The organism is Lelliottia jeotgali (genome assembly GCF_016771845.1).
Lineage (GTDB): Bacteria > Pseudomonadota > Gammaproteobacteria > Enterobacterales > Enterobacteriaceae > Enterobacter > Enterobacter jeotgali.
In genome coordinates this window covers 106,828-132,514 of sequence record NZ_JAENMQ010000008.1, presented here as the reverse complement: position 1 = coordinate 132,514, position 25,687 = coordinate 106,828, and the positions used below count along the sequence as shown (strand labels likewise).

The window sequence follows — 25,687 nt, the reverse complement described above, 5'->3', positions numbered from 1 at the left end:
TTTTAGTAGTTAGTGATTCTTATTATCCACATGCTACAAAGAAGCCTTCCTGAAGGCGTACTCACGTTCTGCTTCTCCCTATCCCCCCGGCTCTGAGCCAAAAATGCCAGCCACCTCACCTTATTGAAACAGCGTTTCGACAGCGATCACATTTCCACCATTAATAGAATGACGCAGAAACAAATAGCAATAAAATAAATTAAAACGATGTTTTACAAATCAAGAACAACGGTTCGTGTGTTTTTGAAACTCAAACCAGACGCGTCTGAGAGTAACCATAAAACATCTTAAAAATCAGAAGGTAAATGGAGTAGTCGTCGTGCGAAGCACACCAAACACACGCTTCCCCGTTTCGTAAAAGAGGCGCGGGCAGCAGCATTACCAGCAGATTCCGTTTTAAACCATTGATTGCCAGGTAGGTATGTATGAATGAAAACAAAATGCTGGGGCTAGCGTGGATATCACCCTACATCATCGGGTTGATAATCTTTACCGCGTTTCCCTTTGTCTCATCGTTCTTTCTCAGTTTTACTGATTACGATCTGATGAGTCCGCCGGTTTTTAACGGCATTGAGAATTACCGCTACATGTTTACCGAAGATACCCTCTTCTGGAAATCCATGGGCGTCACCTTTGCGTATGTATTCTTAACCATTCCGCTAAAACTGGCCTTTGCGCTGGGGATTGCGTTTGTTCTGAACTTTAAATTACGCGGCATTGGATTCTTCCGAACCGCCTATTACATTCCCTCCATCCTCGGCAGCTCCGTCGCCATTGCCGTTTTATGGCGTGCGCTGTTTGCGATTGACGGCCTGCTGAACAGCTTTATCGGCGTGTTCGGCCTGGACCCGGTGAACTGGCTCGGTGAGCCTTCTCTGGCGCTGATGTCCGTCACCTTGCTGCGCGTCTGGCAGTTTGGTTCGGCGATGGTTATCTTCCTGGCCGCACTGCAAAACGTACCGCAGTCTCAGTATGAAGCAGCGATGATCGACGGCGCTTCTAAATGGCAGATGTTCATGAAAGTGACCGTGCCACTGATTACGCCGGTGATCTTCTTTAACTTCATTATGCAGACCACCCAGGCGTTCCAGGAATTTACCGGACCGTACGTGATAACGGGCGGTGGACCAACCTACTCGACCTATCTGTTCTCGCTCTACATCTACGACACCGCCTTCAAATACTTTGATATGGGCTATGGCGCGGCACTGGCCTGGGTCTTGTTCCTGGTCGTCGCGGTCTTTGCCGCCATCGCCTTTAAGTCTTCGAAATACTGGGTGTTCTACTCCGCCGATAAGGGAGGCAAAAATGGCTGATATTCAGGAACTCTCCACGGCGAGAAGCATCGCGGAACGCGAGGTGGCTCGCACGCTGCGCAAAGAGAAGATCAACGCCAGCATTCGCTATGTGATCCTGCTGTTCGTTGGCCTGCTGATGCTCTATCCGCTGGTGTGGATGTTCTCGGCGTCGTTCAAACCGAACCACGAAATCTTCACCACCCTGAGCCTGTGGCCCGCACACGCCACCTGGGACGGCTTCATTAACGGCTGGAAAACCGGCACCGAATACAATTTCGGTCATTACATGCTGAACACTTTTAAGTATGTGATCCCAAAAGTGATTCTGACCATTATCTCCTCCACCATCGTGGCGTACGGCTTTGCTCGCTTCGAGATCCCGTGGAAGAAATTCTGGTTCGCCACGCTCATCACCACCATGCTGCTGCCGAGCACAGTCCTGCTGATCCCGCAGTACCTGATGTTCCGCGAAATGGGCATGTTGAACAGCTATATGCCGCTGTACCTGCCGCTGGCGTTTGCTACTCAGGGGTTCTTCGTCTTCATGCTGATTCAGTTCCTGCGCGGTGTTCCGCGTGACATGGAAGAAGCCGCGCAGATCGACGGTTGTAACTCGATTCAGGTGCTGTGGTACGTGGTGGTGCCGATTCTGAAACCGGCCATTATCTCCGTCGCTCTGTTCCAGTTTATGTGGTCAATGAACGACTTTATCGGGCCGCTGATTTATGTCTACAGCGTGGATAAATACCCGATTGCACTGGCTCTGAAAATGTCCATCGACGTCACCGAAGGTGCACCGTGGAACGAAATTCTGGCAATGGCGAGCATCTCCATTCTGCCATCCATCATTGTCTTCTTCCTGGCACAGCGCTACTTCGTACAGGGCGTAACCAGCAGCGGAATTAAAGGTTAAGAGGGAAATATCATGGCTGAAGTTATTTTCAACAAACTGGAAAAGGTCTACTCCAACGGCTTCAAAGCGGTACATGCTATCGACCTGAAAATCGCTGAAGGGGAATTTATGGTGATCGTCGGGCCATCCGGCTGCGCCAAATCCACCACCCTGCGTATGCTCGCGGGACTGGAAACCATCAGCGGCGGCGAAGTGCGTATCGGCGAGAAGATCGTCAACAATCTCGCGCCAAAAGAGCGTGGAATTGCGATGGTGTTCCAGAACTATGCGCTCTACCCGCACATGACCGTGCGTGAAAACCTGGCCTTCGGCCTGAAGCTGAGCAAGATGCCGAAAGACCAGATTGAAGCACAGGTAAATGAAGCGGCGAAAATCCTTGAGCTTGATGAGCTGCTCGACCGTCTGCCGCGCCAGCTCTCCGGTGGTCAGGCTCAGCGTGTGGCTGTCGGTCGCGCGATTGTGAAAAAGCCCGACGTGTTCCTGTTCGACGAACCGCTCTCTAACCTTGATGCCAAGCTGCGCGCCTCGATGCGCATCCGTATTTCGGACCTGCATAAGCAGCTGAAAAAATCCGGTAAACCGGCAACCACTGTCTACGTGACGCACGATCAGACGGAAGCGATGACTATGGGCGACCGCATCTGCGTGATGAAACTCGGCCACATCATGCAGGTGGATACCCCGGACAACCTGTATCACAAACCGAAAAACATGTTCGTGGCGGGCTTTATCGGCGCGCCAGAGATGAATATTCGCGCCACCAAACTGGTCGATCAGCAGGGCCGCCTGGCACTGAGCATCGGCAATGAAACCATGCCGTTAAGCGAAACGCTGCACGACAAAGTGATCGGCCATCAGGCGCAAGACACTTTCTACGGCATTCGCCCTGAATTTGTGTCGGTATCCGATGAGCCATTCGCCGAAGGCAGCTGCAGCGGTGATCTGGTACGTGTGGAAAATATGGGACACGAGTTCTTCATGTACCTGAAGGTGTCAGATTACGAACTGACGGCCCGCATTCCTTCCGATGAAGCTAAACCCATGATTGATAAAGGACTTCATCGTAAGGTGTATTTTAAGTTTGATATGAATAAGTGCCACATTTTTGACGCAAAAACTGAACTGAACATCTCAATCTAACTGGAGTTTATAAGAATGAAAAAAGTGCTTTTAAGCGCAGCAATCTCCGCTACCCTGGGTCTTACTGCTTTGCCATCGATGGCGCAAGATGTTGATTTACGTATGTCCTGGTGGGGTGGTAATGGCCGCCATCAGGTCACACTGAAAGCGTTAGAAGAGTTCCACAAACAGAATCCGGACATCACCGTCAAAGCCGAATACACCGGCTGGGACGGCCACCTGTCGCGTCTGACCACCCAGATTGCAGGCGGCACTGAGCCTGACGTGATGCAGACTAACTGGAACTGGCTGCCGATTTTCTCGAAAACCGGCGACGGCTTCTACGATCTGAACAAAATGAAGGATGTGATCGATCTGTCGCAATTCGATGCGAAAGAGCTTCAGTCCACCACGGTTAACGGCAAACTGAACGGTATTCCTATCTCCGTTACCGCGCGCGTATTCTATTTTAACGACGAGACCTGGAAACAAGCGGGCGTTGATTACCCGAAAACCTGGGATGAGTTAAAGGCAGCCGGTAAAGCATTCGAGAGCAAATTGGGTAAACAGTATTATCCAGTGGTTCTGGAACATCAAGACACCCTGGCGTTGCTGAATTCTTACATGATTCAGAAATACAACATTCCAGCGGTGGACGAAAAAGCCAAGAAATTCTCCTACAGCAAAGAGCAGTGGGTGGAATTCTTCCAGACTTACAAAGATCTGGTGGATAGCCACGTGATGCCTGACACCAAATACTATGCGTCCTTCGGCAAGAGCAACATGTACGAAATGAAGCCGTGGATCCAGGGTGAATGGGGCGGCACTTACATGTGGAACTCCACCATCAATAAATATTCCGACAACCTGAAGCCACCAGCAAAACTGGCGCTGGGTAACTACCCAATGCTGCCAGGTGCAACGGATGCGGGCCTGTTCTTTAAACCGGCGCAGATGCTCTCCATCGGTAAATCGAGCAAAAACCCGGAAGCGGCAGCCAAAGTGATTAACTTCCTGCTGAACAGCAAAGAAGGTGTGGATACGTTGGGCCTGGAGCGCGGCGTGCCATTGAGCAAAGTGGCGGTAAAATACCTGACGGAAGACGGCACCATCAAAGAGAACGATCCGGCGGTTGCGGGCCTGCGTCTGGCGCAGTCTCTGCCAGCCAAACTCTCCGTGTCGCCATACTTTGACGATCCACAGATCGTTGCGCAGTTCGGCACCTCTTTGCAATACATCGACTACGGCCAGAAATCCGTGGAAGAGACGGCAACTGACTTCCAGCGTCAGGCTGAACGTATTCTGAAACGCGCGATGCGCTAATTCCATTGCCCTACCCTACCCTGCTACTTCCGGTGGCAGGGTATTTTTTTATCCGGAGAACACGCTATGAAAGGCAAAATCATCCCGCTAAATTTTCGCACGCGCCAGGACAGTGTAACGGGGCACGAGGTGATACGGATGACGCCCCCGCACATCATTTGTCATCGTAACTACTTCTATCAAAAATGTTTTACCCAGGACGGCAGCAAAATTGTCTTCGGCGGCGCGTTCGAAGGCCACTGGAACTATTACCTGCTGGATATCGAAAAGCAGCAGGCCACCCAGCTCACCGACGGAGCGGGCGATAACACTTTTGGCGGTTTCTTATCAGATGACGATAAATCGCTGTGGTACGTAAAGAACAACCGTGAACTTCGTTGTGTAAATCTGGAAAACTACGAAGAGCAGATTGTGTATGAGGTGGATGGCGATTGGGTGGCGTACGGCACCTGGGTCGCAAATTCAGATTGCACAAAACTGGTTGGCATCGAAATTAAAAAGAGCGACTGGCAGCCGCTCACCGACTGGGGTAAATTCCGCGCGTTTTACTTTACCCAACCCGAATGCCGCCTGATTAATATCGATCTGCGCACCGGCAAGCAGCAGGTGATTTTGCAGGAGAAACGCTGGCTGGGGCATCCAATCTATCGCCCATTTGACGACAGTACCGTGGCGTTTTGCCACGAAGGCCCACGCGATGCGATCGACGCTCGAATGTGGCTCATCAATCCCGATGGCAGCGGCCTGCGTAAAGTGCGTCAGCACGCGCCGGGTGAGAGTTTTACCCATGAGTTTTGGGTACCGGATGGTTCCGCGCTCTATTACGTCGCGCATAAAGAGAACGATCCGCAGCGCTATCTTTTCAGCGCCGATCCGCAGACCCTGGATAATCGTCAGTTGATGGCAATCCCGCCCTGTTCGCACCTGATGAGTAACCACGACGGGTCGCTGATTGTCGGCGACGGCGCTCCGCATAATACCGGTGATATCAGCCTGAACGACCCGTTTATCTGGGTGTTTGATATTCGGGCGGGAACGCAAACGGCGATTTGCCAGCACAACTCCAGCTGGAAAGTGCTGGACGGTGACCGCCAGGTGACGCATCCGCATCCATCGTTTTCGCCGGACAATCAGTGGGTGCTGTATACGTCGGATGAGGAAGGGATGCCGGCGTTGTATCTGGCGCGGGTTTGAATTTGTGCGGTCTGGAGCCCTCACCCTAACCCTCTCCCACAGGGAGAGGGAACTGCATTGTGCGGTTTTCACCCTCTCCCACAGGGAGGGGGGACTGCATTGTGCGGTTTTCACCCTCTCCCCTTTTGGGAGAGGGCCGGGGTGAGGGGAAAATATTACACGCCAATATTTCTTAACTTCTCTCCCGCCATCAGCTTGCGCTCAATATGTTCCAGGGTGACGTTTTTAGTTTCAGGAATCAGCCAGAATGTGATGCCGATAAACGCCACATTCAGCACCGTATAGAGCCAGAAAGTTCCCGCCGCGCCGATGGAGTCGAGCAGCGTCAGGAAAGTCGCGCCAATAATCATGTTCGACACCCAGTTGGTGGTGGTCGAACAGGTGATACCAAAATCACGGCACTTCAGGGGCTGAATTTCCGAGCACAAAATCCATACCACCGGCGCGGCACTCATCGCATAGCCCGCGATACACATCATCGTCATCCCGACGGAAAGCCACGAAAGACTGCTGGACGCCGTACCGTTATCGAACTGCATCAGGCAATAGCCGAGGATCAGCGTCCCGAGCGCCATCACGCTAAAGCCAATTTTCAGCGCCGGTTTACGCCCAGCTTTATCGACGGTAAAGACGGCGATAAAGGTAGCAAACATAAAGGTCAGGCCCACCACCAGCGTGGCGATCATCTGCTGCTCGGTGGTGGTAAATCCGGCCATTTTGAAGATGCGCGGCGCGTAATACATGATGATGTTCATCCCGGTAAACTGCTGCATTGCCTGCAACAACATGCCGAGGAACACCGCGCGGCGCACATTGCGGTTGGCTTTAAACAGCGACCAGCCGCCCTGCTTCAGCTTCAGGCTTTCACGAATTTCGTTGAGTTCTTCGCGGGCTTTTTCCGAGGTATCACGCAGCATGCGGAGCACCTCTTCCGCCTCGACGTGACGCCCTTTTTGCGCCAGCCAGCGCGGGCTATTGGGCAGAAAAATCACCAGCACCATCAACACGACCGCGGGCAACGCCAGCACGCCCAGCATCGCACGCCAGTTGCCGCTGTAGCTGAAATACGTATCCGACAGGAATGCCAGAACGATCCCGAGCGTCACCATCAGCTGATACATGCTAATCATTTTGCCGCGCACGTTTTCGCTCGCCATTTCTGAGAGATAAAGCGGCGCAGTGTAGGATGCAATCCCCACCGCCACACCCAACAGCACGCGGGAAAGCAGCAAAGCCTCGATGCCCGTCGCAAACGCGGAACCGAGCGAACCGGCGACAAACAGGACTGCACCGACCATCAGGCTGTATTTTCGCCCGAGCCGGAACGAGAGCCAGCCGTTGAACAGTGCGCCCAGCGCTGCGCCAAGCATCATGCTGCTCACTACCCACTCTTGCAAACGACTGCTGAGCGTAAAGTGGTCGGTAATAAACGGCAGCGCACCGGCGATCACGCCGATATCCAGCCCAAACAGCAAACCGGCTACCGCAGCTGAAATAGAGACGAACTGGTTCATTCTGCGGGTATCGCGTAGCGCGCGGGGCATAAAGGTAGAGTCATTAATCGAGGTCATAATTTCCTGCCTGAACAGCGAAAGACGTTGTATGAAATTACGAGAAACCCAGAAAAAGTGTCAGGCTGTAAAACGCGAAGTTATGGATTATATGGCTGGGCAGTAGCGATCTGTGATGGACATTACAATTTCAACTCAGAGTAAATAACCACCATTTATTGTTAATGCTTTAATTTATAAGCCATAAAATTGTGATGCATATCCATACTGGCTTTTCACTATGGATTTTATGACTTTATGAATATGGACAAGGCGATTTTGAGCCAAAAAAAACCTCTGCACCAGGCAGAGGTTTCTTCAAAGAGCGTGAATTAACGCGCCAGCCAGCCGCCATCGACCGCAACGGTGTAGCCGTTGATGTAGTCAGATGCCGGAGAAGCCAAGAACACAATCGGCCCCATCAGATCGCTTGGCAGACCCCAGCGACCCGCCGGGATGCGATCCAGAATTTCCGCGCTACGCGCTTCGTCCGCACGCAGCTGCTGGGTGTTGTTGGTCGCCATGTAGCCCGGCGCAATCGCGTTGACGTTGATGTTGTGCTTGGCCCACTCGTTCGCCAGCAGACGGGTCACGCCCATCACCGCACTTTTTGATGCAGTGTAAGACGGTACGCGGATGCCGCCCTGGAAGGAGAGCATCGACGCGATATTAATGATCTTGCCGCCGTTACCCTGGGCGATAAAGTGCTTCGCCGCCGCCTGAGACATGAAGAACACGCTCTTGATGTTCAGGTTCATTACGTCGTCCCAGTCGCGCTCGCTGAAATTGATCGCGTCTTCGCGACGAATCAGACCCGCGTTGTTAACCAGCACATCGATATGACCAAATTCTGCCACAGCGCGGTCCAGCAATTCAGGGATCACATCGATTTTACGCAGGTCAGCGGTCAGGCTCAGGAAGCGACGGCCCAGCGCGGTGACGCGCTCGATGGTTTCAGTAGGTTCAACAATGTTGATCCCGACGATGTCGCAGCCCGCTTCCGCGAGACCCAGCGCCATACCCTGGCCCAGACCGGTGTCACACCCAGTGACGACCGCTACTTTACCCTGCAGAGAAAATGAATCCAGAATCATGTTTGTTCCTTAATCTTTCAGAGCCTGTCACGAACAGGCAGGTTTATGCTCAACTGCCCGCGACTAGCGCAGATCCTTAACAGCGACGTGGTCCATATCATCGAAGACCTGGTTTTCACCGACCATACCCCAAATGAAGGTATAGGCTTTGGTACCAACACCGGAGTGAATGGACCAGCTTGGCGAAATGACCGCCTGCTCGTTTTGCATCACGATATGGCGCGTCTCTTGTGGCTGCCCCATCATGTGAAACACGCAGGCGTCTTCGTCCATATTGAAATAGAAGTACACTTCCATGCGGCGCTCATGGGTATGGCACGGCATGGTGTTCCACAGATTGCCCGGGTCGAGTTCGGTCAGGCCCATGCTGAGCTGGCAGGTTTCCAGTACATCGGGAACGAAGTATTTGTTGATGGTGCGGCGGTTACTGGTGAGATTGTCACCCAGGGTGACCGGCGCGACGTCCGCAGGCGTCACTTTTTTGGTCGGATAAGCGGTATGAGCCGGGGCGCAGTTGTAGTAAAACTTCGCCGGCTTGCTGCTATCAATGCTGGCGAACACCACTTCCTGCGCGCCTTTTCCGACATACAGCGCATCGCGGTGGCCAATTTCAAAACACTGGCCGTCAACCGTAATAGTGCCTGGTCCGCCGATGTTAATCACACCCAGCTCGCGACGCTCCAGGAAATAGCTCACGCCCAGCTGTTTGCCCACTTCGCCGCCCACGGAGACGGTTTTGCTGGCTGGCATAATGCCGCCGACGATGATGCGGTCGATGTGGCTGTACACCATGGTGTACTCATCAGCAACAAACACCTTCTCAACTAAAAACTCATCGCGCAGCCCCTGAGTATCCAGTGTTTTAGCGTGCGCGCTGTGGATGCTTTGTCTGACGTCCACATTTACCTCCAGAATTGATCGTGCCCGAGGGCCAGGATATTTAACGAAACAACGTTCCGTTTTCTCGATGGGCACATAGTATCCGCTGCGAAATGGGTTTTCAATTACATTTAAAACGTTGTTTCACTTTTTCTGCATCTTAATGACAGAAGTGTAGTTTGGATCACGATTGTTGAGAGTTGACGCCGCCGCAGAGGGCAAAGAAGAGAAAACAGCGCAGAACATTTATCATAGTAAACAATATATTATAAAACCTTTAAGTTTTGACAGCAGAGAAAACATTCGCGGTTCAAAATCAAAGATAATCATCACTCCAGACAATTAATCTTACAAAGTGCGCCATCAGTCACACACATTGAAACGATGTTTTGATAATTTATCACTCAGTTTTTAACTTATCTCATCAAGGAGCGCATTATGGCTAAAGGTATGCGGGTCAAGCTGAACTATGACGTCAGCCGCGATCCGGATACAGGCGTGGAAATTACCCGCCTGACCCCACCGGAAGTAACGTGTCACCGTAACTACTTTTATCAGAAGTGCTTCTTTAATGATGGCAGTCACCTGCTGTTTGCTGGGGAGTTCGACGGCAACTGGAACTACTACCTGCTGGATCTGAAAAAAGCCGAAGCGGTGCAGTTGACGGAAGGCGCGGGTGACAACACCTTTGGCGGTTTTCTGTCGCCGGACGATAAGTCCCTCTACTATGTCAAAAACGATCGTACTCTGCTGGAAGTGAATCTCGAGACGCTGGCCGAGCGCGAAGTTTATCGCGTCTCTGACGAATGGGTCGGGTACGGCACATGGGTCGCCAACAGCGATTGCACCAAACTGGTGGGAATTGAGATCGCAAAAAGTGACTGGACGCCGCTGAACGACTGGAAGATTTTCCATGACTTCTTCCATAAAGGGCCGCATTGCCGCCTGCTGCGCGTAGATCTAAAAACTGGCGCAAGCGCGACCATTCATGAAGAGAAAAACTGGCTCGGCCACCCGATTTATCGTCCATTCGACGACAATACCGTCGCCTTCTGCCACGAAGGACCGCACGATCTGGTTGATGCGCGAATGTGGATGGTGAACGAAGACGGTAGTCATGTGCGCAAAGTGAAAGAGCACGCCGAGGGCGAAAGCTGCACACACGAGTTCTGGGTGCCAAACGGCTCCGCACTGGTGTATGTCTCTTATCTTAAAGGCCAACAAGGCCGCACCATTTACAGCTTCAACCCGGATACCGGGATCAACGAAGCGGTGATGCAAATGCCAGCGTGTTCGCATTTGATGAGCAACTTCGACGGCACTCTATTTGTCGGCGACGGTTCGGGTACGCCGGTGGACGTAAAAGACACCAGCGGGTATACGATCGATAACGATCCTTACCTGTACGCCTTTGATGTGGCGAAAAAAGCGCACTTCCGTATCGCCCGCCATGATACTTCCTGGGCTACTGTGGCAAACAGCCGCCAGGTAACCCATCCGCATCCATCCTTTACCCCGGATGATAAAGCGGTTCTGTTCAGTTCGGATAAAGACGGCAAACCGGCTCTCTATATCGCGAAACTCCCCGAGCAACCTGTAATGTTGCAAGCATGATTTAGTTAGTGTTTCTGTAACTGGCCTTGCCCTCCTCCTGGAGGGCTTTTTTTTTGGCGAATTTGACTTGTTTTGTAGGCCCGATAAGCGAAGCGCCATCGGGCGCTTTTGCCGGGCGGCGCTGCGCTTGCACCGGCCTACAAAACAGGTTTGATATGAACGAAAAAAACCGGCTCACAATGGAGCCGGTTTTTTCCCGGAGGTACTGCTTATTATTTTTTAGAAGGAATACGCCACACCTAAACGGAAACGGGTCTGACGCTCGTCGGTATCTTTCACGCCCACGTTGCCCACTTCCACATACGGTGCCCAGTTTTTATCCCATTTGTAGGCCAGCTTGGCATTATATTCGTTGGAATAATCTTTATTATTATTACGAATCATCCCTTCTGAACTCTTCGCATAAACATAATTCAGCTCGGTACGGAAATCACCCATCACCCAGCCTACCCACGCATCGCCACGGTTGACTTTATCGTCATCTTTATTTGAGCTTGATGGGTAGCGGGTATATTCATAACGATAACGGGCGGCGACATAGAAGCCACTGTCGAAGCTATATTGCAAATGAAGATTCGGTTTATAAATGGTACGACTGTCATTACTTTCGATGGTAAAGGCTGGTGTTAACGCAATATTGTCAGTGGCTTTCCAGCGCCAGCTAATCTGGTCTTCATGGCCGTTTCCGACGACATCAGCAAACGGCTGATCCTGTTTATCGCCACCTGATTTCCATTTCGCTTCAACGGAGAACCCTAAGCCATTGGCGAAGCGGTGTGACACGGATACACGGTCGGCGTTAGAGCCGCTGTCGATGTATTCATGACGTAAGTCAACGGTAACAGCCTGAGCTGCAAAAGACGCACCAACGAGAGAAGCAAGGACCAGAGATTTCTTAAACATGCAAAAACCCTCAAGTAAATAAAATGATGTTTCGTTTTTATGAAATTGCATTTTATTTTTTAACTAACGATATTTTAGTGATCGAGATCGTAATTATTTGTTTCAATTTTTTTGGCAAAGATCGACGTGACACCCATCAACAAACGCAGGGCATTAAAAGGGAATTTCAGGTTTAAGATCACATAAAGAGGGTATTTGATCAGAACACGAAGTTTTTGGATTTAACTGGAGCCTTTAGAATCATCTGATAAGCGTAAAAATAGATTTCAGACAGATACAAAAAAGCCTCCAATAAGGAGGCTTTGTAAAAAATGTTATTTTTTGCGGACTATCTTTCGATGGCTAACGCCACGCCTTGCCCGCCGCCAATGCATAGCGTCGCTAATCCTCTGCGCGCGTTACGTTTGGTCATTTCATGCACCAAAGAGACCAAAATACGGCAACCGGATGCACCAATCGGGTGGCCGAGCGCAATCGCGCCGCCGTTGACGTTCACCCGGCTCGGGTCCCATTCCAGCATTTTCCCGACCGAAATCGCCTGCGCAGCAAAGGCTTCATTCACTTCGATCAGATCCACTTCGCTAAGCTGCCAGCCCGCGCGTTCCAGGCAGCGACGCGTAGCATAGACCGGTGCGATCCCCATCAGGGCAGGATCGACTCCGACGCTGGCAAAAGCTTTAATCCGCGCCAGCACCGGAAGATTGAGTTCTTCGGCTTTGCTTTCGCTCATCATCATTACCGCCGCCGCGCCGTCGTTGATCGAGGAAGCGTTACCGGCGGTCACCGATCCCAGCATTTCAAAAGCGGGATTGAGCTTCGCCAGCCCTTCTGCACTTGCGTCGGTGCGCGGCTGTTCATCGGTATCAACAATCAACAGCTCGCCGTTGTTGCGCAGCGTATTCACCGGGACAATTTCATCGCGAAAACGCCCGGAATCGATCGCGGCGCGTGCTTTTTGCTGAGAGCTGAGCGCGTAGGCGTCCTGCAATTCGCGGCTGATGCCATATTCACGCGCCAGATTTTCCGCCGTCACGCCCATATGGTAATCGTTGAACGCATCCCACAGGCCGTCGTGTACCAGACTGTCGAGCAGTTGGCTGTTACCGAGCTGTGCGCCAGTTCGGCTGTCGGTGAGAACGTGCGGCGCGCGGCTCATGTTCTCCTGGCCGCCGGCGATGATCACGTCGGCCTCTCCGCACTGAATCGCCTGCGTCGCCAGATGCAGCGCTTTCAGTCCCGAACCGCAGACGTCGTTGATGGTGATCGCCGAGACCGTATTCGGCAGCCCGCCTTTCAGCGCCGCCTGACGCGCAGGGTTTTGCCCGGCGCCCGCCGTCAGCACCTGGCCGAGGATCACTTCATCTATTTCATGGGCGGCAATTCCACTGCGTTCGACCAGGGCTTTTACGACCACGCTCCCCAGTTCCACCGCCGAGTGGCGTGCCAAAGCCCCCTGAAAACAGCCGATAGCCGTACGCAACGCACCCACTATCACGACATCTTTCATCTCTACCTCTGCGCAAAATGACACCGCTGATAGTAGATGCATTGTTATCAACAATTAACGTAATTGTTTAAAAAAAGTGAGTTTTGTCACAGGATTAACGCGCGTCCTGCAGATACTGTCGCAGCCAGCTTCCGGCGACGCCTGGCGGGCTGCGTTTGTTCCACAGAAGATCGATAGCAACCGAGCGCGGCCAGCCGGGAACGTTGATTTGCACCAGACTTTTGGCGGCGGCGAACTCCTCCACCAGCGCACAGGGCAGTGCACACCAGCCGAAGCCCTGCACCGCCATGCTCAGAAGCAACAGATAGTTAGGCGCGGACCAGATCGGGCCGCGCACGTGGGTGGTTTCGCGTTCCAGATAGGTACTGAGCTGCAGCTCGCGCCAGCCGTGCAGCTCATCGACTTCCACCCTTCCCTGAGCCGCTAACGGATGGTTCGTCGCCACGTAGATTGCCATCTGGGTTTGCATCGGCAGGCGAATCACGCCGATGCCGGTGGGATAAACGTCGCGTGCCTCCGTAAGGCCAATCTGCGCGCGCTCTTTTTGCAGCAGATCGATAACGTCCTCTTCCTCGCCAATCAGGCACTCAAACTCCGTGTGCGGGAAACGCTTGTCGAATTGGATCATCAGATCCTCCAGCACGTCCGGGTTGAGCGTGTCCGAAAGGACGAAGGTCAGCCGGGCTTCGGTCTGCGCCGTCAGCGAAACTGCCAGCTCATCCAGACGCGCACTGGCGGCCAGAATCGACTGCACATAACCCAGCACCTGTTCGCCCTGCTCGGTTAAAACCGGCTGCCGCGCGGAGCGGTCAAACAGCGCAAAACCGAGATCGGCTTCCAGATTGGCAATCGCGGTGCTGACGGTGGACTGGCTTTTGCGCAGGCGTCGCGCGGCGGCCGAGAATGAACCGGTCGCGACGGTTTCAACAAATGCAGACAAAGCTTCAGGAGAGTAGCGCATGAAGTATCTATTTTATCGATGGATAGTATCTTTTATATATCACAAATAACGATAAAAATAGGCGCCATCAACGCCCATTCCGGCGAATTCATGAGGTCAGGTTATGCAACACGATGTACACAAACGAAAACTGCCGGAGCGCATCTTCCACGCGGTGTGCTTCGAGGGGATTGCGACGGCGATCCTGGCCCCGACAGCCGCCTGGTTAATGCAGCGTTCGGTGATGGAAATGGGCGGTTTAACCATCATTCTGGCGACGACGGCGATGGTCTGGAATATTATTTATAACTTTGGTTTTGACCGTTTCTGGCCGGTTCACCGCGTCACCCGTACCGCGAAAGTGCGTGCCTTCCATGCTCTGGGCTTTGAATGCGGCTTTATTGTGATCGGGGTGTCGATCGTCTCGGCGGTGCTCGGCGTGACGCTGCTACAGGCATTCACCCTGGAAATAGGTTTCTTCCTGTTCTTCCTGCCGTACACCATGTTCTATAACTGGGCGTACGACACCCTGCGCGAGAAATTTATCAAGCGACGCCAGCAACGACGCGCCCTGGCGAACTGATCCCCCTCTGGCCGGAAGCTTCTTCCGGCCCCTTCCCGCGACGTCAACTGCGCCTTCCATGCATAATTATGGTAAATTACGCTTCTTTTTGTTCGTTTTATAGTTGATACGTTGCTCTAATGTCGAAAATTTGGTCAAAAGAAGAGACTCTCTGGAGTTTCGCCCTCTATGGTACTGCCGTGGGCGCAGGAACGCTGTTCTTGCCCATTCAGCTCGGCTCCGCAGGCGCGATTGTCCTGCTGATTACGGCCCTCGTGGCTTATCCATTAACCTACTGGCCGCACAAAGCGCTGGCCCAGTTTATCCTGTCGTCGAACGCCAAAGGCAGTGAAGGGATCACCAGCGCGGTGACGCACTACTACGGCAAAAAGATCGGCAATCTGATCACCACGCTCTACTTTGTCGCCTTCTTTGTGGTGGTGCTGATTTACGCCGTGGCGATCACCAACTCGATCACTGAACAGCTGGCGAAGCATCTGACTGTCGACACTACCGTGCGCGTGCTGGTGAGTCTCGGCGTGGTGATGGTGCTGAATCTGATCTTCCTGACCGGCCGCCACGTCACTATCAAGGTAATGGGGTTCCTGGTCTTCCCGCTGATCGCCTACTTCCTGTTTGTGTCGCTGTACCTCACCACCAGCTGGCAGCCGTCGCTATTGACCAGCCAGATGGCATTTGATCAGCACACGCTGCACCAGGTATGGATTTCTATTCCAGTGATGGTTTTCGCTTTTAGCCATACGCCGATCATCTCTACGTTTGCCGTCGACAGACGCGAAAAGTACGGCGATGCGGCAATGGGTAAATGCAAAAAAATCATGAAGGTCGCGTACCTGATCATTTGCCTGAGCGTGCTGTTCTTTGTCTTCAGCTGCCTCCTGTCGATTCCGCCGTCGTACATCGTGGCGGCCAAAGAGGAAGGCGTAACGATTCTCTCTGCGCTCTCGATGATGCCGTCCTCCCCCGCCTGGCTGGGTATTTCCGGGATTGCGGTGGCGATTGTGGCAATGTCGAAATCGTTCCTCGGCACCTATTTTGGGGTGATTGAAGGGGCGACGGAGATCGTCAAATCGTCGCTGAATCAGGTGGGCATCAAGAAGAGCCGCGCCTTTAACCGCGCCCTGTCGATCATGGCGGTGTCGTTCATTACGTTTGTGGTGTGCTTTATCAACCCGAACGCAATTTCGATGATTTACGCCATCAGCGGGCCGCTGATCGCCATGATTTTGTTCATCATGCCGACGCTTTCTACGTACCTCATTCCGGCGCTCAAACCGTATCGCTCTTTCGGCAATCTGCTGACGCTGATCGTCGGCGTGCTGTGCGTGTCGGTGATGTTTGTCGGCTAAAAAAACGGTGTTCAGCTCCCTGCTGAACACCGTCCTTCATCAGAAACGAATCTCCCCGCCAAAGACCCAGGTACGACCGCGCGCCGTGGTGGTAACCGAGGACGATCCTTCATTTTCCATGCCGTTCTGGTTCATGCGGTTCAGCGCATCAGGGTAGTTTTTGTCGGTGACGTTTTGCACGCTCAAGCGCAGCTTCACATCATCCGTCAGCTGATATGAACTGTAGAGATCGATGACCGTCGGGATATTCGGCATCTCGTCTTTATTCATGGTGTTGGTGTTTTCATCCGGCCAGGTGCTTAAACGCTTGGTTTTGCCGGTGAATTTAAACAGGCTGCCGACCACCAGCTTTTGATCGAACATGCGCCCGCCAACGTCCAGCGTTGCGTAGCTGTCCGGTAAATCACTCAGGTCGTCATACGAAAAACTGGTGCTGCTGCTGGCAATCGACGTCGGTTGATTGGTGTGTTGCTTGCTCCATGTCAGGTTAACGTAGGCATATCCGATGTCATACCCCGCCTCGATTTCGTAACCCCGGGACGTGACCGGTGACGTAGTGTTGACGTAAATATTGGCGTTAAAGCCGCCGGAAGAGTTATCGATATCCTTGCAGCGCGACCCGTCGTAGCAAAGGAAGAAAGACTCGCTGTTAATGTAATCCTTAATCCGCGACTCGTACGCCAGCGCTTTCAGGTGGAACGAATCCTGTTCGCTCAGCAGCCCCTCTTTGTTGAGGTTGAAACCTGCCTGCCAGGTATCGGCCTTTTCCGGTTTCAGGAACGGGTTCATGGATGCTCCCCCCTCATTTGCGAAGAACACCTCCTGCACGTTAGGCGCACGAGACGAACGGCTCCAGCTGACAAATGGCTGCAGCCACGGCGTAACCTGCGCGGAAAGTGTCACTGACGGGTTCAGCGCTTTGTCGTCCAAATCGAGATTCGCTTCGCCCTGCGGGAAACATTTCTCGTTATCCGCGCAGGCCGGTTTGAAACCCTGCACCTGGCTGCGGGTGTAGTTCAAATTCAAATCGAGCTGGTAGATGCTCTTATTTAAGGTTAAACCGGTGTAGAGCGATGCAATCTTTTGCTTACCGGACGGCGAGAACGCGTTGCGGTCAGTTTCGTTATCCTGTTCAAAGCCACGCGTATAGCGGGTGTCCATCAGCTTGCCGCCCAAAAGATACTCAACATCAACGCTCGCCCAGGTAAAGCGGCTGGTGTTGCTCACATCTACGGCGTTTGATTTGTTGGTGGTGGAAGCGTTGCTGAAGTTATACAGCGACTCAATCTGATAGTTTTGATTGCCACGACTGGTACTCGCCAGCACGTTGAAATCAATCAGTTCGGACAGCGGCGAATAGTTGTAGCGCAGGTAGTAATCATCGCTGGTGATATCGCGGCGTGTGAAGGTGTTCTGGTAATTACGTCCGGCGAACTCGATATGGTTGTACTGGTCGGGATTGAAATCCACTTTATACAGCTGGGAGCGCGGTTCCTGGCGCATATAGTTCGTGTCTTCGCCCATAAAATCCTTGCTGCTCTGACCACCGCCGTTTTCATAGGTGGCGTAGGTCCGAGTGCCGCTGATCCCTACCAGCGCTCCAAGCATTCCGCCGTTATCAAAGGGATCGGTTTTGCCCGCCACCGCCACCATTCCGGTGCGTCCCAGCCCGTTATCGCCGACGGAGAAACGGGATAACACGCCGGTCTGGCGTCCTTCTTTAACCAGATCGTCAATACCAATGGTGCGCATATTGGCGCTACCGGCCAGGGCATTGACTCCTTGCGAACCCGCACTGCTGCCGCGCGACACATCCACTTCTGCGAGGAAGTTAGGATCAATCAACACGCCCGCGCTGTTGCTCGGCCCAAAGTGATAGCTGCTGGGCGCCATGCCGTAAAAGGTCTGCGTCACGCCATCGACCATTGTATTGACGCGCCCCAGCCCGCTCATCCCACGGATGTTGACGTTAACCGTACCCTGCAGCGGATCGATCTGCGTATAGGTTCCGGCCATGCTGCGAAGCGACGCGTCGATACTTTGCAGATTCTCATTCAGTGTGCGCGAACTGTACGCGCCTGGGCGCGTGTAAGTATCCGCCGACGAGCCCGGATGATTGGTTTCGGCCTGGGCGTTATCCGTAATGGTCAATGTCGAAAATACCGATTCCCCTTCATTCTCAGCGGAGAAGGTAGTACCGGGAGCAATAAGACATCCTGTCAGCAAATAGCCAACCTTGTGTGAACTTCTCAAAATAAACCCCTTATTTATTTTTCTGGCTATCAACAAAAATGAGGAAACTAAATGCCTGAGCAGAATCCTCAAGACGGGAATAACGACCGCTGCGACCGCTATGCCCGGAATTCATATTGACGCTGAGCAGCTGAAGAGTATTTTTATCCGTATTAGCCGCACGCAAACGCGCGACATATTTCGCTGCTTCCCAGTAAGGAACGCGGGAGTCATATAGCCCGGTGGTCACCAGCATGGTGGGATAAGCTTGCGAATGAATATTGTCGTACGGGCTCCATGCTTTTATGGCAGCATATTCCACCGGAACGTTGGGATTGCCCCACTCGCTATATTCCTGCTGCGTTAATGGCAGAGATTTATCCAGCATGGTGTTGAGCACATCGACAAACGGCACCTGCAACACTACCGCGCGGAATAACTCAGGCGCCTGATTGACCGCTCCCGCCAGCAGTAAACCGCCCGCGCTGCCGCCCATTCCATAAACCCTATCCGCAGCGCCATAGCCTTGTTTCACCAGACCGCGCGTGGCGTCGATCAGATCGTTAAAGCTATTCTGCTTATGCTCTTTTTTGCCCGCCAGATACCAGGCAACTCCTTTCTCTCCGCCACCGCGCACGTGCGCCAGAGCAAAGACAAAACCGCGATCCAGCAGGCTCATGCGCGGTGCGCTGAACGCTGCGTCGAGGCTCATCCCGTACGCGCCGTAGCCATACACCAGCAGTGGATTATGGCCCTGATTAAAGCGGTCTTTGCGCCAGATAAGGGACACCGGAACCCTCTCGCCATCCCGCGCTTTAACATAAATCAGCCTGCTGGTGTAAGTGCCCGCTACCAGCCCCGGCACAGCTTTCTGGTGAGTCAACGTGCTTTTCCCGCTCTCGAGATCCCACTGGTAATAGCCGAGCGGAGTGTCGAGAGACGAGTAGATATAGTTAAATACTGTGGCGTTTCCGTCGCCGTTGCTGCCGGTGCGGGCCATATAGGTTGGGTCAGGGAAGCTCAGTTCCTGCCACTGCTGGCTGGCAAAACCGAGTTTTCGATAGTGTGTTTTACCGTCATAACGTTGGGAAACCACCACCGCCCGGGCAAACAGGGTAAAACCCTCCAGCTCTTTTTCGCTGTCGGGAGCCAGCACGCTTTGCCAGTTTTCATTAACCTTCGCGCGATAAAGGGCAAAGTTTTTGCTCTCATGATTGCTGCGGATATAAAAATAGCCGTTTGCGTGATCGGCATAATATTCCGTGCCTGTCGCGCGTGGGCGTAATAACTTCACAGGCGCTTGCGAATCCTCTAATGAGAGATAACGCACCTCGGAAGTGTCATTGGCGCTTGCGGTAATAAGCAGGAACTGCTCGGACGCCGAGCGGGCGATTCCGGTATAAAAGCGCCCGTCATTTTCCTGCCAGACTGTCTGGGCTTTGGCAGTGTTCAGATCGTAACGCATAACCTTATAAGGCGTCTGCGTTTGCGGATGCAATTGAACGTAATAGAGCTGCTTACCGTTATTGCTGAAAACGATATCGTCCGACGCCTGATGAATAGTCGCCTTCAGCCATTGCTTATGTTCAATATCAAACACCGCAATCTGATACTGTCCATCGCCGGTATAATCTTCCGCCACAGCGATAAATCGATTGTCTTCACTGAGGGCGTAACGCCCCAGAGAATAATAGGCTTTTCCCTCGCTGCGGGTGACCGTATCAATCACGGTTTCCCAGACGGTTTCGCCATCCTTTTTACGCATAATTTGCGGAAAATTAGCCTGAGCCGAATACTCAGATTTATACAGATAATTATGCTGACGTACCGGCTGAGCATAATTGTCCTGTACTTGACGAGACTGCATCTCCTGATAAACCTGGGTTTTCAACTCTTTCCATTGCGCGGAGACCTGTTCAGTATAGGTATTTTCCTGGCGCAGATAATTGAGCACACTTTCATTCTGACGGGAATCATCACGCAGCCAGGCGTAATTATCCTGACGTGTATCGCCGTGGTTTTCCGAGACCTGAGAAACCTTATTCGCAACCGGTGCTTGTGGCAGATTTTGGGCAATAGCGCCCTGTGCCGTTAGCAGAACGCTAAAAGCCATAAACCCAAGGTATTTCATTTTTCGTCCTTTAAAATCTAAATCCTGAGCAAATTAAACTCGACGGGCAAAGTGACTTTGTGGATGCCGTTACGCAATAATTCCGCTGGTGGTTGCGGAAGCGGCTGCGCTTTTTGCAGTGCGGCCAGCGCCGCCCTGTCGAGCGACAGCGTGCCGGAGGAATCCACCAGTTGGCTGGCGACGATTTCCCCCCGGTTGTTCACGCTAAAAGCGATGGTTGCCGTGCCCGTACGTTTGCGCTTGCGAGCATCTTCCGGATAGTTGCGCATCCGGTTAATTTTGCCTTTCACCAGCGATTCCCAGTTGATCTTACTGCTGCTGATTCGGGTGGAATCCGTATCCAGCGGCGCGGCGTTTCGCTGGCTGACAATCGCCTGTACCGGCGGGGCCGCACGGCTAGTCACCGTCGCGTTCCCCTTCTCAGCACGCTCCTGTTGCGGTGCCTTTTTCTTCTCCGGTTTTTTGACACTCTTTTGCACCGGCTTGTGAGCGGCCATGTGCAGCTCAGCTTCTTCCACCGTGGGCAGCTTTGGCATTTCTTTAAGCTGCGGCGTCTCTTCGGTACTCATCTCTTCCACCTTACGCTGCTGGCTGATGCCCGGCGGCAGCGTCGGCAGAATGAGGGAAACTTCCAGTTCAGGCGAGTAGTTCACCATCACCGCCGCGGGTGAGGCGATCGGCGGTGGCGAGGTGAAATGCAGCATAAACGCCAGTGCCACAGTCAGATGCGCCAGGACGCTAACGACAGCACCTTTGCCCCAGGAAGGGTGAATATCTACGGCTGTCATTTTTTAATGGCCGGAACTGACCAAATGTAATCGGCCTGTTTCGCGCTGAGGGCCGCCCCTTCGGTCGTCAGCATCACCACAATGGGGGCCTGACCGTTGAGATCCTGCAGATGCAGCGGGACGCCAACATCCTTAGCCGCGTGATATCCCCCGACAAACATCAGCGCGGGTTTTAGCGCATTAAGAAGCTGCTGCGCCATAAAGCGATCGCGGTTTTGCTGAATCGCCACCATTGCCGTTAGCTGTTCGGGCGCAATTTCGCCCCCGTGCATCAGATAAATAATGGCGGACAGCGCATTGCGAACTGTTTTTTGCGAACTGTGCTCACCCGCCGGGAAAACGGGTTGTTTATAGATAGCGTTCACCTGAGCACGGGGAATATTGGCGGCCAGCAGCGGATAATCGCCCATCAACGCCGTCTTCGTCAGTTCGCCATACAGCGGCCACGGCCAGCCTGGATTCCAGCGCAGGGATTCCTGAATGCGTTGATCGCGCATCGAGGCTCCGCCCCTCAGCGCCTTTTGGACTTCATCAACGGCGGGCTGTTGATCGGCGGTAATCATTTCCATCAGCACGCTGCCCTGCGGGCGTTTGCTTTGCAGATTTTGCAGCAGCCACAGCTCAATGGTGTGATGCGCAACGTTGGTGTGCTCTTCGCCCACAATGACCTGCGGTGTGCGACTCAGAATCGTGAGTAATTCTTCTGGCGTGAGCGTTGCCCCTGTTTGCGCATTTTTAATCTGCGTGGCCGAAGGCAGTTGCGCTGTTGTCGGCTTAGCGCTTTGACAGGCAGTTAAGACCAGAGAGCTGATTAACAGCAGAGATACCGTAATAAACTTTAAATTTTTCATAATAATTAATCAGTTACCTTCTATTATGAAGGTTTCACCCGTTTTATCGTGTAAACAACGAGCAAACATTAATGCTAATGATAATTAATATCAAGATCATTAGCATTAACAATTAATTATCGTACTAACTAACAGGTCTTTTACATACAATGACTTATGTCAAACTGATGGAATAGAGGACATGGCGCGCCAGCGGATGTTCGGCAGGTAAAGCAGGATGTAAAAACTCACCGCGCTTTTCCATGCCCAGACGCTGCATCAGTTGTTCAGAAGGGAGATTGTGAATTGTGGTAAATGAAACCACTTCGTCGAGGTGTAATTCATTCGCTGCATATGTGAGGCAGGCCGTTGCTGCTTCTTGCGCAAGGCCCTGATGCCAGAATGATTTCGCCAGACGCCAGCCGATTTCAATACAGGGTGAAAAGGGAAATTTATCCGGCTGCGGATGCAAACCGACGCACCCGACAAATTCGCCGGATTCTGTTAATTCAACGGCCCAAAATCCCCAGCCGCGTTCGGTAATACCCTCGCGGAATCGCGCGACAAGCGTGTCACTTTCTTCGCGCGTTAAGGTTGCGGGGAAAAATCGCATCGCCTCGGGATCGCCGTTAAGATCCGCGAAAGGGGCAAGATCGGCTGATGACCACTGTCGGAGAGTCAGTCGTGGCGTCTTAATCATCGTATTATCCTTATTTTAGGGTTTCCAGCGGGAACGGTCTGTCCTGCACCACTGTTTTCATCACCAGCGTCGATCGCAGATGCTGCACCCCCGGCATTGCCGACAATTTGTCATCGTAGAGTTTCTGGAACGCAGATAGATCGCGAGTGACCACGTGCATCAAATAATCAGGATCGCCGAACAAGCGCTGCGCGAGCACGATCTGTGGAATCTCTTCCACGGCGGCTTCAAAGGCGCTAACGGCTTTCTTGTCGCCCTCTTTTAACGTCGCAAAGACGATGGCCACAAAATTGAAACCCATTTTAGTCGGGTCCAGATTCGCGCGATATCCGGTAATCGCGCCGCTTTGTTCCAGCGCCCGTACGCGCCGGTGACACGGTGAAAGGCTTAAATTGACGCGCTCTGCCAGTTCGGTCAACGACAAACGCCCATCCCGCTGTAGCTCAGCAAGAATTTTTCGATCTATGCTATCCATTTGGAAGATTTTCTCATTATCACTCTTCTTTCAGCATAACATTGGAAGCTCATTTCGCCCTGATGTCGATATTCTTTCTTTCCATTAAATACATTTGTGAAGGGTGTTACGGGAATGGAAATGAGTATTGTCGTCGGGTTCTGGGTAGTCTCTTTTCTGTTAATCATCACCCCAGGTGCCGACTGGGCTTATGCCATTAGCGCGGGAATCAACGGACGCCGGGTGATCCCGGCGGTGATGGGATTGATGTCTGGCCATTTGCTGGCGACGGTGATTGTGGTCGCTGGAGTTGGGGTGTTGATCGCCGGACATCCGCTGGCGCTTTCACTGCTGACCGTTTCAGGTGCGCTTTATTTACTGTGGCTGGGTGTCACGATTTTACGCCATCCGGCGACGGTCAATGCAGGCGATCAGCAGACGGGAAGCTGGAACAGATGGGCGATTAAAGGGTTGTGTATTAGCGGGCTTAATCCAAAAGTATTTCTGCTGTTTTTGGCTCTACTCCCGCAATTCACCGATCCTAAAGGCAGCTGGTCGGTGCCTCTGCAAATGTCGGCGCTGGCTGTGATGCACTTGTTCACCTGCACGTTAATCTATTTGCTGGTGGGCTACGGCTCGCGGGCAATCTTAGCCACCCGCCCGCAAGCCGCGCGCAGAGTCAGCATCGCCTCCGGAGGAATAATGGTGGTGATATCACTGCTCCTGATTTACGGGCAGTTCAGATAACAAAACACCGGCAGAAGCCGGTGTTTTGTTTTCAGGCGCGGATATCATCATATTCGCGCGTTTTATCAAACTCGTGTTTAGCGAAGGGACACAGCGGGATAACCTTGCGGTTTTCAGCGCGCATTTTTTCGACGACTTTCGCCACCAGCTGTTTGCCCACGCCCTGCCCTTTCAGGCTCTCGTCCACATCGGTATGTTCGATAATGCTCAGATGCTCGCCGGTCGGAACAAATACAATTTCGGCAACCTGATTCCCCTGCGCATCATTGACGTAGAACTTATTGTGGCCTTCCAGAATATTCATGGTTCCTCGCTTATTTTTGGCGATACTTCAGCGCACCGCTCGGGCAGGTATCAATCACTCTCTTGACCGTATCGACATCCACTTCATCCGGGATGATCCACGGCTTACGTTTCAGATTAAACAGCTTGCTGCTGCCACGCACGCAGTTTCCTGAGTGCTGGCACATGCCCGTGTTGAAGTAGACATCAATCTTTTCCCCGGTATACGCCCGGTATCCCGCTTCCAGTAAATCCTTATCCATGACATTGCCTCTGTTATTTTTATACGTTCGGAATAAGCATAGCGCTGATAGAAACAAGGAGCTATCTCTCTACCGTTTCGCAGAACTCTACGGGGTTGTGGATGTTGTCACTGGGCCAAACTGCGCGGTGAAAAAGAAACACATGGACGCACATCTCAGGGATAATCCCCCCTTAATTTACGTAGGTATCCATTAAAACTCACGCTCTGTTCGTGATATTTAAAACCAAGTGATTATCATGCAGTGAGAAACACCGCAGAGGTGAAATTTAGGAAATTTTGACATGTTAAAAACACAGCTTAAGCAAACAGAACTCATTTGCAAGATGATGTTAGGTGCTACGATCCTTGCAACCTCAACCGCCTCCTATGCTCTTGAAAATATCGATCAACTGGCAACAAGAATCGGCATGGATAATTTTCGGGAAGCGATTAAAAAAGGGGATCGTAACGCCTATAAAAGTCTCCCAGCAAAAGGTTACAAAAACGGTTTAACCGGCCTGCTGATTAAAACAGGGACTTATGTTAATCCTGAATATAGCTTTGCCGATTGCGACACCGATACCGTTATCGTTTCAGTACAGGAAAGAAAAACGCTTCCCGGTTGTCGGATTTCATTAAAGCTGGCGACTAAAGATGCTGACGGCAGTTATCACGATAATGGCATCCGCATTGAATATGGGATTACCACCGGTTCTAAAAAGTTTGTCGCCAATAATTCCGCATGGGCGCAACACGCCATTGCAGGTGACAAGGTTCTGGAAACCTCACTGAAGCGAGACGCCAACGACTCCGTTTGCACCATGTGGTCAACGCTTGCGAAGAATATGGCGACCGGGCGAGATGAACATACCCCAATGTCCGTGTACGACCAGCGATTTGAATCACTTAGAGGCAAACCAGGCATCTCGGAAGAGAACATTACATTCTCGCACCACTTAACCCACTATGTTTATCAGGATATGGCTGATAAATCCCCTCAGGAAGTTGAAGCC

At 52.4% G+C, this 25,687-nt stretch carries 23 protein-coding genes and 1 pseudogene; 10 read left to right on the top strand and 14 right to left on the bottom strand.

Annotation, left to right across the window (positions count from 1 at the left end; all coding sequences use genetic code 11):
• The first annotated feature begins 425 nt into the window (after positions 1-425).
• The 5 genes from JBO43_RS15590 to JBO43_RS15570 all read left to right on the top strand — a co-directional run bounded on the left by JBO43_RS15590 (position 426) and on the right by JBO43_RS15570 (position 5,847).
• Positions 426-1,316: a carbohydrate ABC transporter permease gene (locus JBO43_RS15590; protein WP_095283226.1), complete on the top strand. Its 891-nt coding sequence runs from the start codon at positions 426-428 to the stop codon at positions 1,314-1,316.
• Positions 1,309-2,211, top strand: coding sequence for a carbohydrate ABC transporter permease (locus JBO43_RS15585; RefSeq protein WP_095283227.1), 903 nt, complete (start codon positions 1,309-1,311; stop codon positions 2,209-2,211). The genes JBO43_RS15590 and JBO43_RS15585 overlap by 8 nt, the downstream gene beginning before the upstream one ends.
• A gap of 12 nt (positions 2,212-2,223) precedes the next feature.
• A complete protein-coding gene (locus tag JBO43_RS15580; protein WP_202674674.1) occupies positions 2,224-3,351 on the top strand; it encodes an ABC transporter ATP-binding protein in 1,128 nt (375 codons plus the stop codon).
• 15 nt (positions 3,352-3,366) lie between these two features.
• Positions 3,367-4,653, top strand: coding sequence for an ABC transporter substrate-binding protein (locus JBO43_RS15575; protein WP_095283229.1), 1,287 nt, complete (start codon positions 3,367-3,369; stop codon positions 4,651-4,653).
• 66 nt (positions 4,654-4,719) lie between these two features.
• Entirely contained in the window at positions 4,720-5,847 is a 1,128-nt protein-coding gene (locus JBO43_RS15570; protein WP_202674673.1) for an oligogalacturonate lyase family protein, read from the top strand.
• 155 nt (positions 5,848-6,002) lie between these two features.
• On the opposite strand, the gene araE is transcribed toward JBO43_RS15570, so the two are convergent.
• From araE to kduI, 3 genes are all read right to left on the bottom strand, one after another.
• Complete coding sequence (gene araE, locus JBO43_RS15565; RefSeq protein WP_095283231.1) at positions 6,003-7,418, bottom strand: arabinose-proton symporter AraE; 1,416 nt, start codon at positions 7,416-7,418, stop codon at positions 6,003-6,005.
• 311 nt (positions 7,419-7,729) lie between these two features.
• On the bottom strand, positions 7,730-8,491 hold the full coding sequence (gene kduD / locus JBO43_RS15560; protein ID WP_095283232.1) for a 2-dehydro-3-deoxy-D-gluconate 5-dehydrogenase KduD: 762 nt from the start codon (positions 8,489-8,491) through the stop codon (positions 7,730-7,732).
• 63 nt (positions 8,492-8,554) lie between these two features.
• Positions 8,555-9,391 (bottom strand): 5-dehydro-4-deoxy-D-glucuronate isomerase, encoded by an 837-nt coding sequence (gene kduI, locus JBO43_RS15555; protein ID WP_095283233.1) that lies wholly within the window; start codon positions 9,389-9,391, stop codon positions 8,555-8,557.
• A 417-nt stretch (positions 9,392-9,808) separates the two neighbouring features.
• On the opposite strand from kduI, the gene JBO43_RS15550 reads away from it, so the two are divergent.
• Positions 9,809-10,984 carry an oligogalacturonate lyase family protein gene (locus JBO43_RS15550; protein WP_202674672.1) on the top strand — a complete coding sequence of 392 codons (1,176 nt, stop codon included), beginning with the start codon at positions 9,809-9,811 and terminating at the stop codon, positions 10,982-10,984.
• A gap of 219 nt (positions 10,985-11,203) precedes the next feature.
• Here the strand turns inward: JBO43_RS15550 and JBO43_RS15545 are convergent, their stop codons facing one another.
• The 3 genes from JBO43_RS15545 to JBO43_RS15535 form a co-directional block, all read right to left on the bottom strand.
• A complete protein-coding gene (locus tag JBO43_RS15545; protein ID WP_095283235.1) occupies positions 11,204-11,887 on the bottom strand; it encodes an oligogalacturonate-specific porin KdgM family protein in 684 nt (227 codons plus the stop codon).
• A 328-nt stretch (positions 11,888-12,215) separates the two neighbouring features.
• Positions 12,216-13,394, bottom strand: coding sequence for an acetyl-CoA C-acetyltransferase (locus JBO43_RS15540; protein ID WP_103949205.1), 1,179 nt, complete (start codon positions 13,392-13,394; stop codon positions 12,216-12,218).
• 94 nt (positions 13,395-13,488) lie between these two features.
• The gene (locus JBO43_RS15535) at positions 13,489-14,355 is read right to left on the bottom strand and encodes a LysR family transcriptional regulator (protein ID WP_095283237.1); all 867 of its coding nucleotides are present in this window, start codon (positions 14,353-14,355) and stop codon (positions 13,489-13,491) included.
• Between the two features lie 103 nt (positions 14,356-14,458).
• On the opposite strand from JBO43_RS15535, the gene JBO43_RS15530 reads away from it, so the two are divergent.
• Entirely contained in the window at positions 14,459-14,917 is a 459-nt protein-coding gene (locus JBO43_RS15530; RefSeq protein WP_103946597.1) for a multidrug/biocide efflux PACE transporter, read from the top strand.
• 119 nt (positions 14,918-15,036) lie between these two features.
• Positions 15,037-16,266 carry an amino acid permease gene (locus tag JBO43_RS15525; RefSeq protein WP_103946598.1) on the top strand — a complete coding sequence of 410 codons (1,230 nt, stop codon included), beginning with the start codon at positions 15,037-15,039 and terminating at the stop codon, positions 16,264-16,266.
• A gap of 39 nt (positions 16,267-16,305) precedes the next feature.
• Here JBO43_RS15525 and JBO43_RS15520 read toward each other — a convergent pair whose 3' ends face one another.
• From JBO43_RS15520 to JBO43_RS15495, 6 genes are all read right to left on the bottom strand, one after another.
• Positions 16,306-18,519: a TonB-dependent receptor domain-containing protein gene (locus JBO43_RS15520; RefSeq protein WP_237730077.1), complete on the bottom strand. Its 2,214-nt coding sequence runs from the start codon at positions 18,517-18,519 to the stop codon at positions 16,306-16,308.
• A 10-nt stretch (positions 18,520-18,529) separates the two neighbouring features.
• Positions 18,530-20,629 (bottom strand): S9 family peptidase, encoded by a 2,100-nt coding sequence (locus JBO43_RS15515; RefSeq protein ID WP_202674671.1) that lies wholly within the window; start codon positions 20,627-20,629, stop codon positions 18,530-18,532.
• Positions 20,630-20,646: 17 nt separating this feature from the next.
• Positions 20,647-21,417 carry an energy transducer TonB family protein gene (locus JBO43_RS15510; RefSeq protein WP_202674670.1) on the bottom strand — a complete coding sequence of 257 codons (771 nt, stop codon included), beginning with the start codon at positions 21,415-21,417 and terminating at the stop codon, positions 20,647-20,649.
• A complete protein-coding gene (locus JBO43_RS15505) occupies positions 21,414-22,268 on the bottom strand; it encodes a ChaN family lipoprotein (protein ID WP_202674669.1) in 855 nt (284 codons plus the stop codon). The genes JBO43_RS15510 and JBO43_RS15505 overlap by 4 nt, the downstream gene beginning before the upstream one ends.
• 154 nt (positions 22,269-22,422) lie before the next feature.
• A complete protein-coding gene (locus tag JBO43_RS15500; RefSeq protein WP_202674668.1) occupies positions 22,423-22,947 on the bottom strand; it encodes a GNAT family N-acetyltransferase in 525 nt (174 codons plus the stop codon).
• A 10-nt stretch (positions 22,948-22,957) separates the two neighbouring features.
• Positions 22,958-23,422 (bottom strand): Lrp/AsnC family transcriptional regulator, encoded by a 465-nt coding sequence (locus JBO43_RS15495; RefSeq protein ID WP_095283245.1) that lies wholly within the window; start codon positions 23,420-23,422, stop codon positions 22,958-22,960.
• A gap of 114 nt (positions 23,423-23,536) precedes the next feature.
• On the opposite strand from JBO43_RS15495, the gene JBO43_RS15490 reads away from it, so the two are divergent.
• Positions 23,537-24,148: a LysE family translocator gene (locus JBO43_RS15490; RefSeq protein WP_202674667.1), complete on the top strand. Its 612-nt coding sequence runs from the start codon at positions 23,537-23,539 to the stop codon at positions 24,146-24,148.
• Between the two features lie 31 nt (positions 24,149-24,179).
• Here the strand turns inward: JBO43_RS15490 and JBO43_RS15485 are convergent, their stop codons facing one another.
• Both JBO43_RS15485 and yjdI read right to left on the bottom strand, forming a co-directional pair.
• Positions 24,180-24,452: a GNAT family N-acetyltransferase gene (locus JBO43_RS15485; RefSeq protein ID WP_103946605.1), complete on the bottom strand. Its 273-nt coding sequence runs from the start codon at positions 24,450-24,452 to the stop codon at positions 24,180-24,182.
• 10 nt (positions 24,453-24,462) lie between these two features.
• A complete protein-coding gene (gene yjdI, locus JBO43_RS15480) occupies positions 24,463-24,693 on the bottom strand; it encodes a 4Fe-4S mono-cluster protein YjdI (protein ID WP_095283248.1) in 231 nt (76 codons plus the stop codon).
• Positions 24,694-25,018: 325 nt separating this feature from the next.
• Here yjdI and JBO43_RS23220 point away from each other — a divergent pair.
• Positions 25,019-25,456: pseudogene (locus JBO43_RS23220) on the top strand (hypothetical protein); the annotation flags it as partial.
• Between the last annotated feature and the right edge of the window lie 231 nt (positions 25,457-25,687).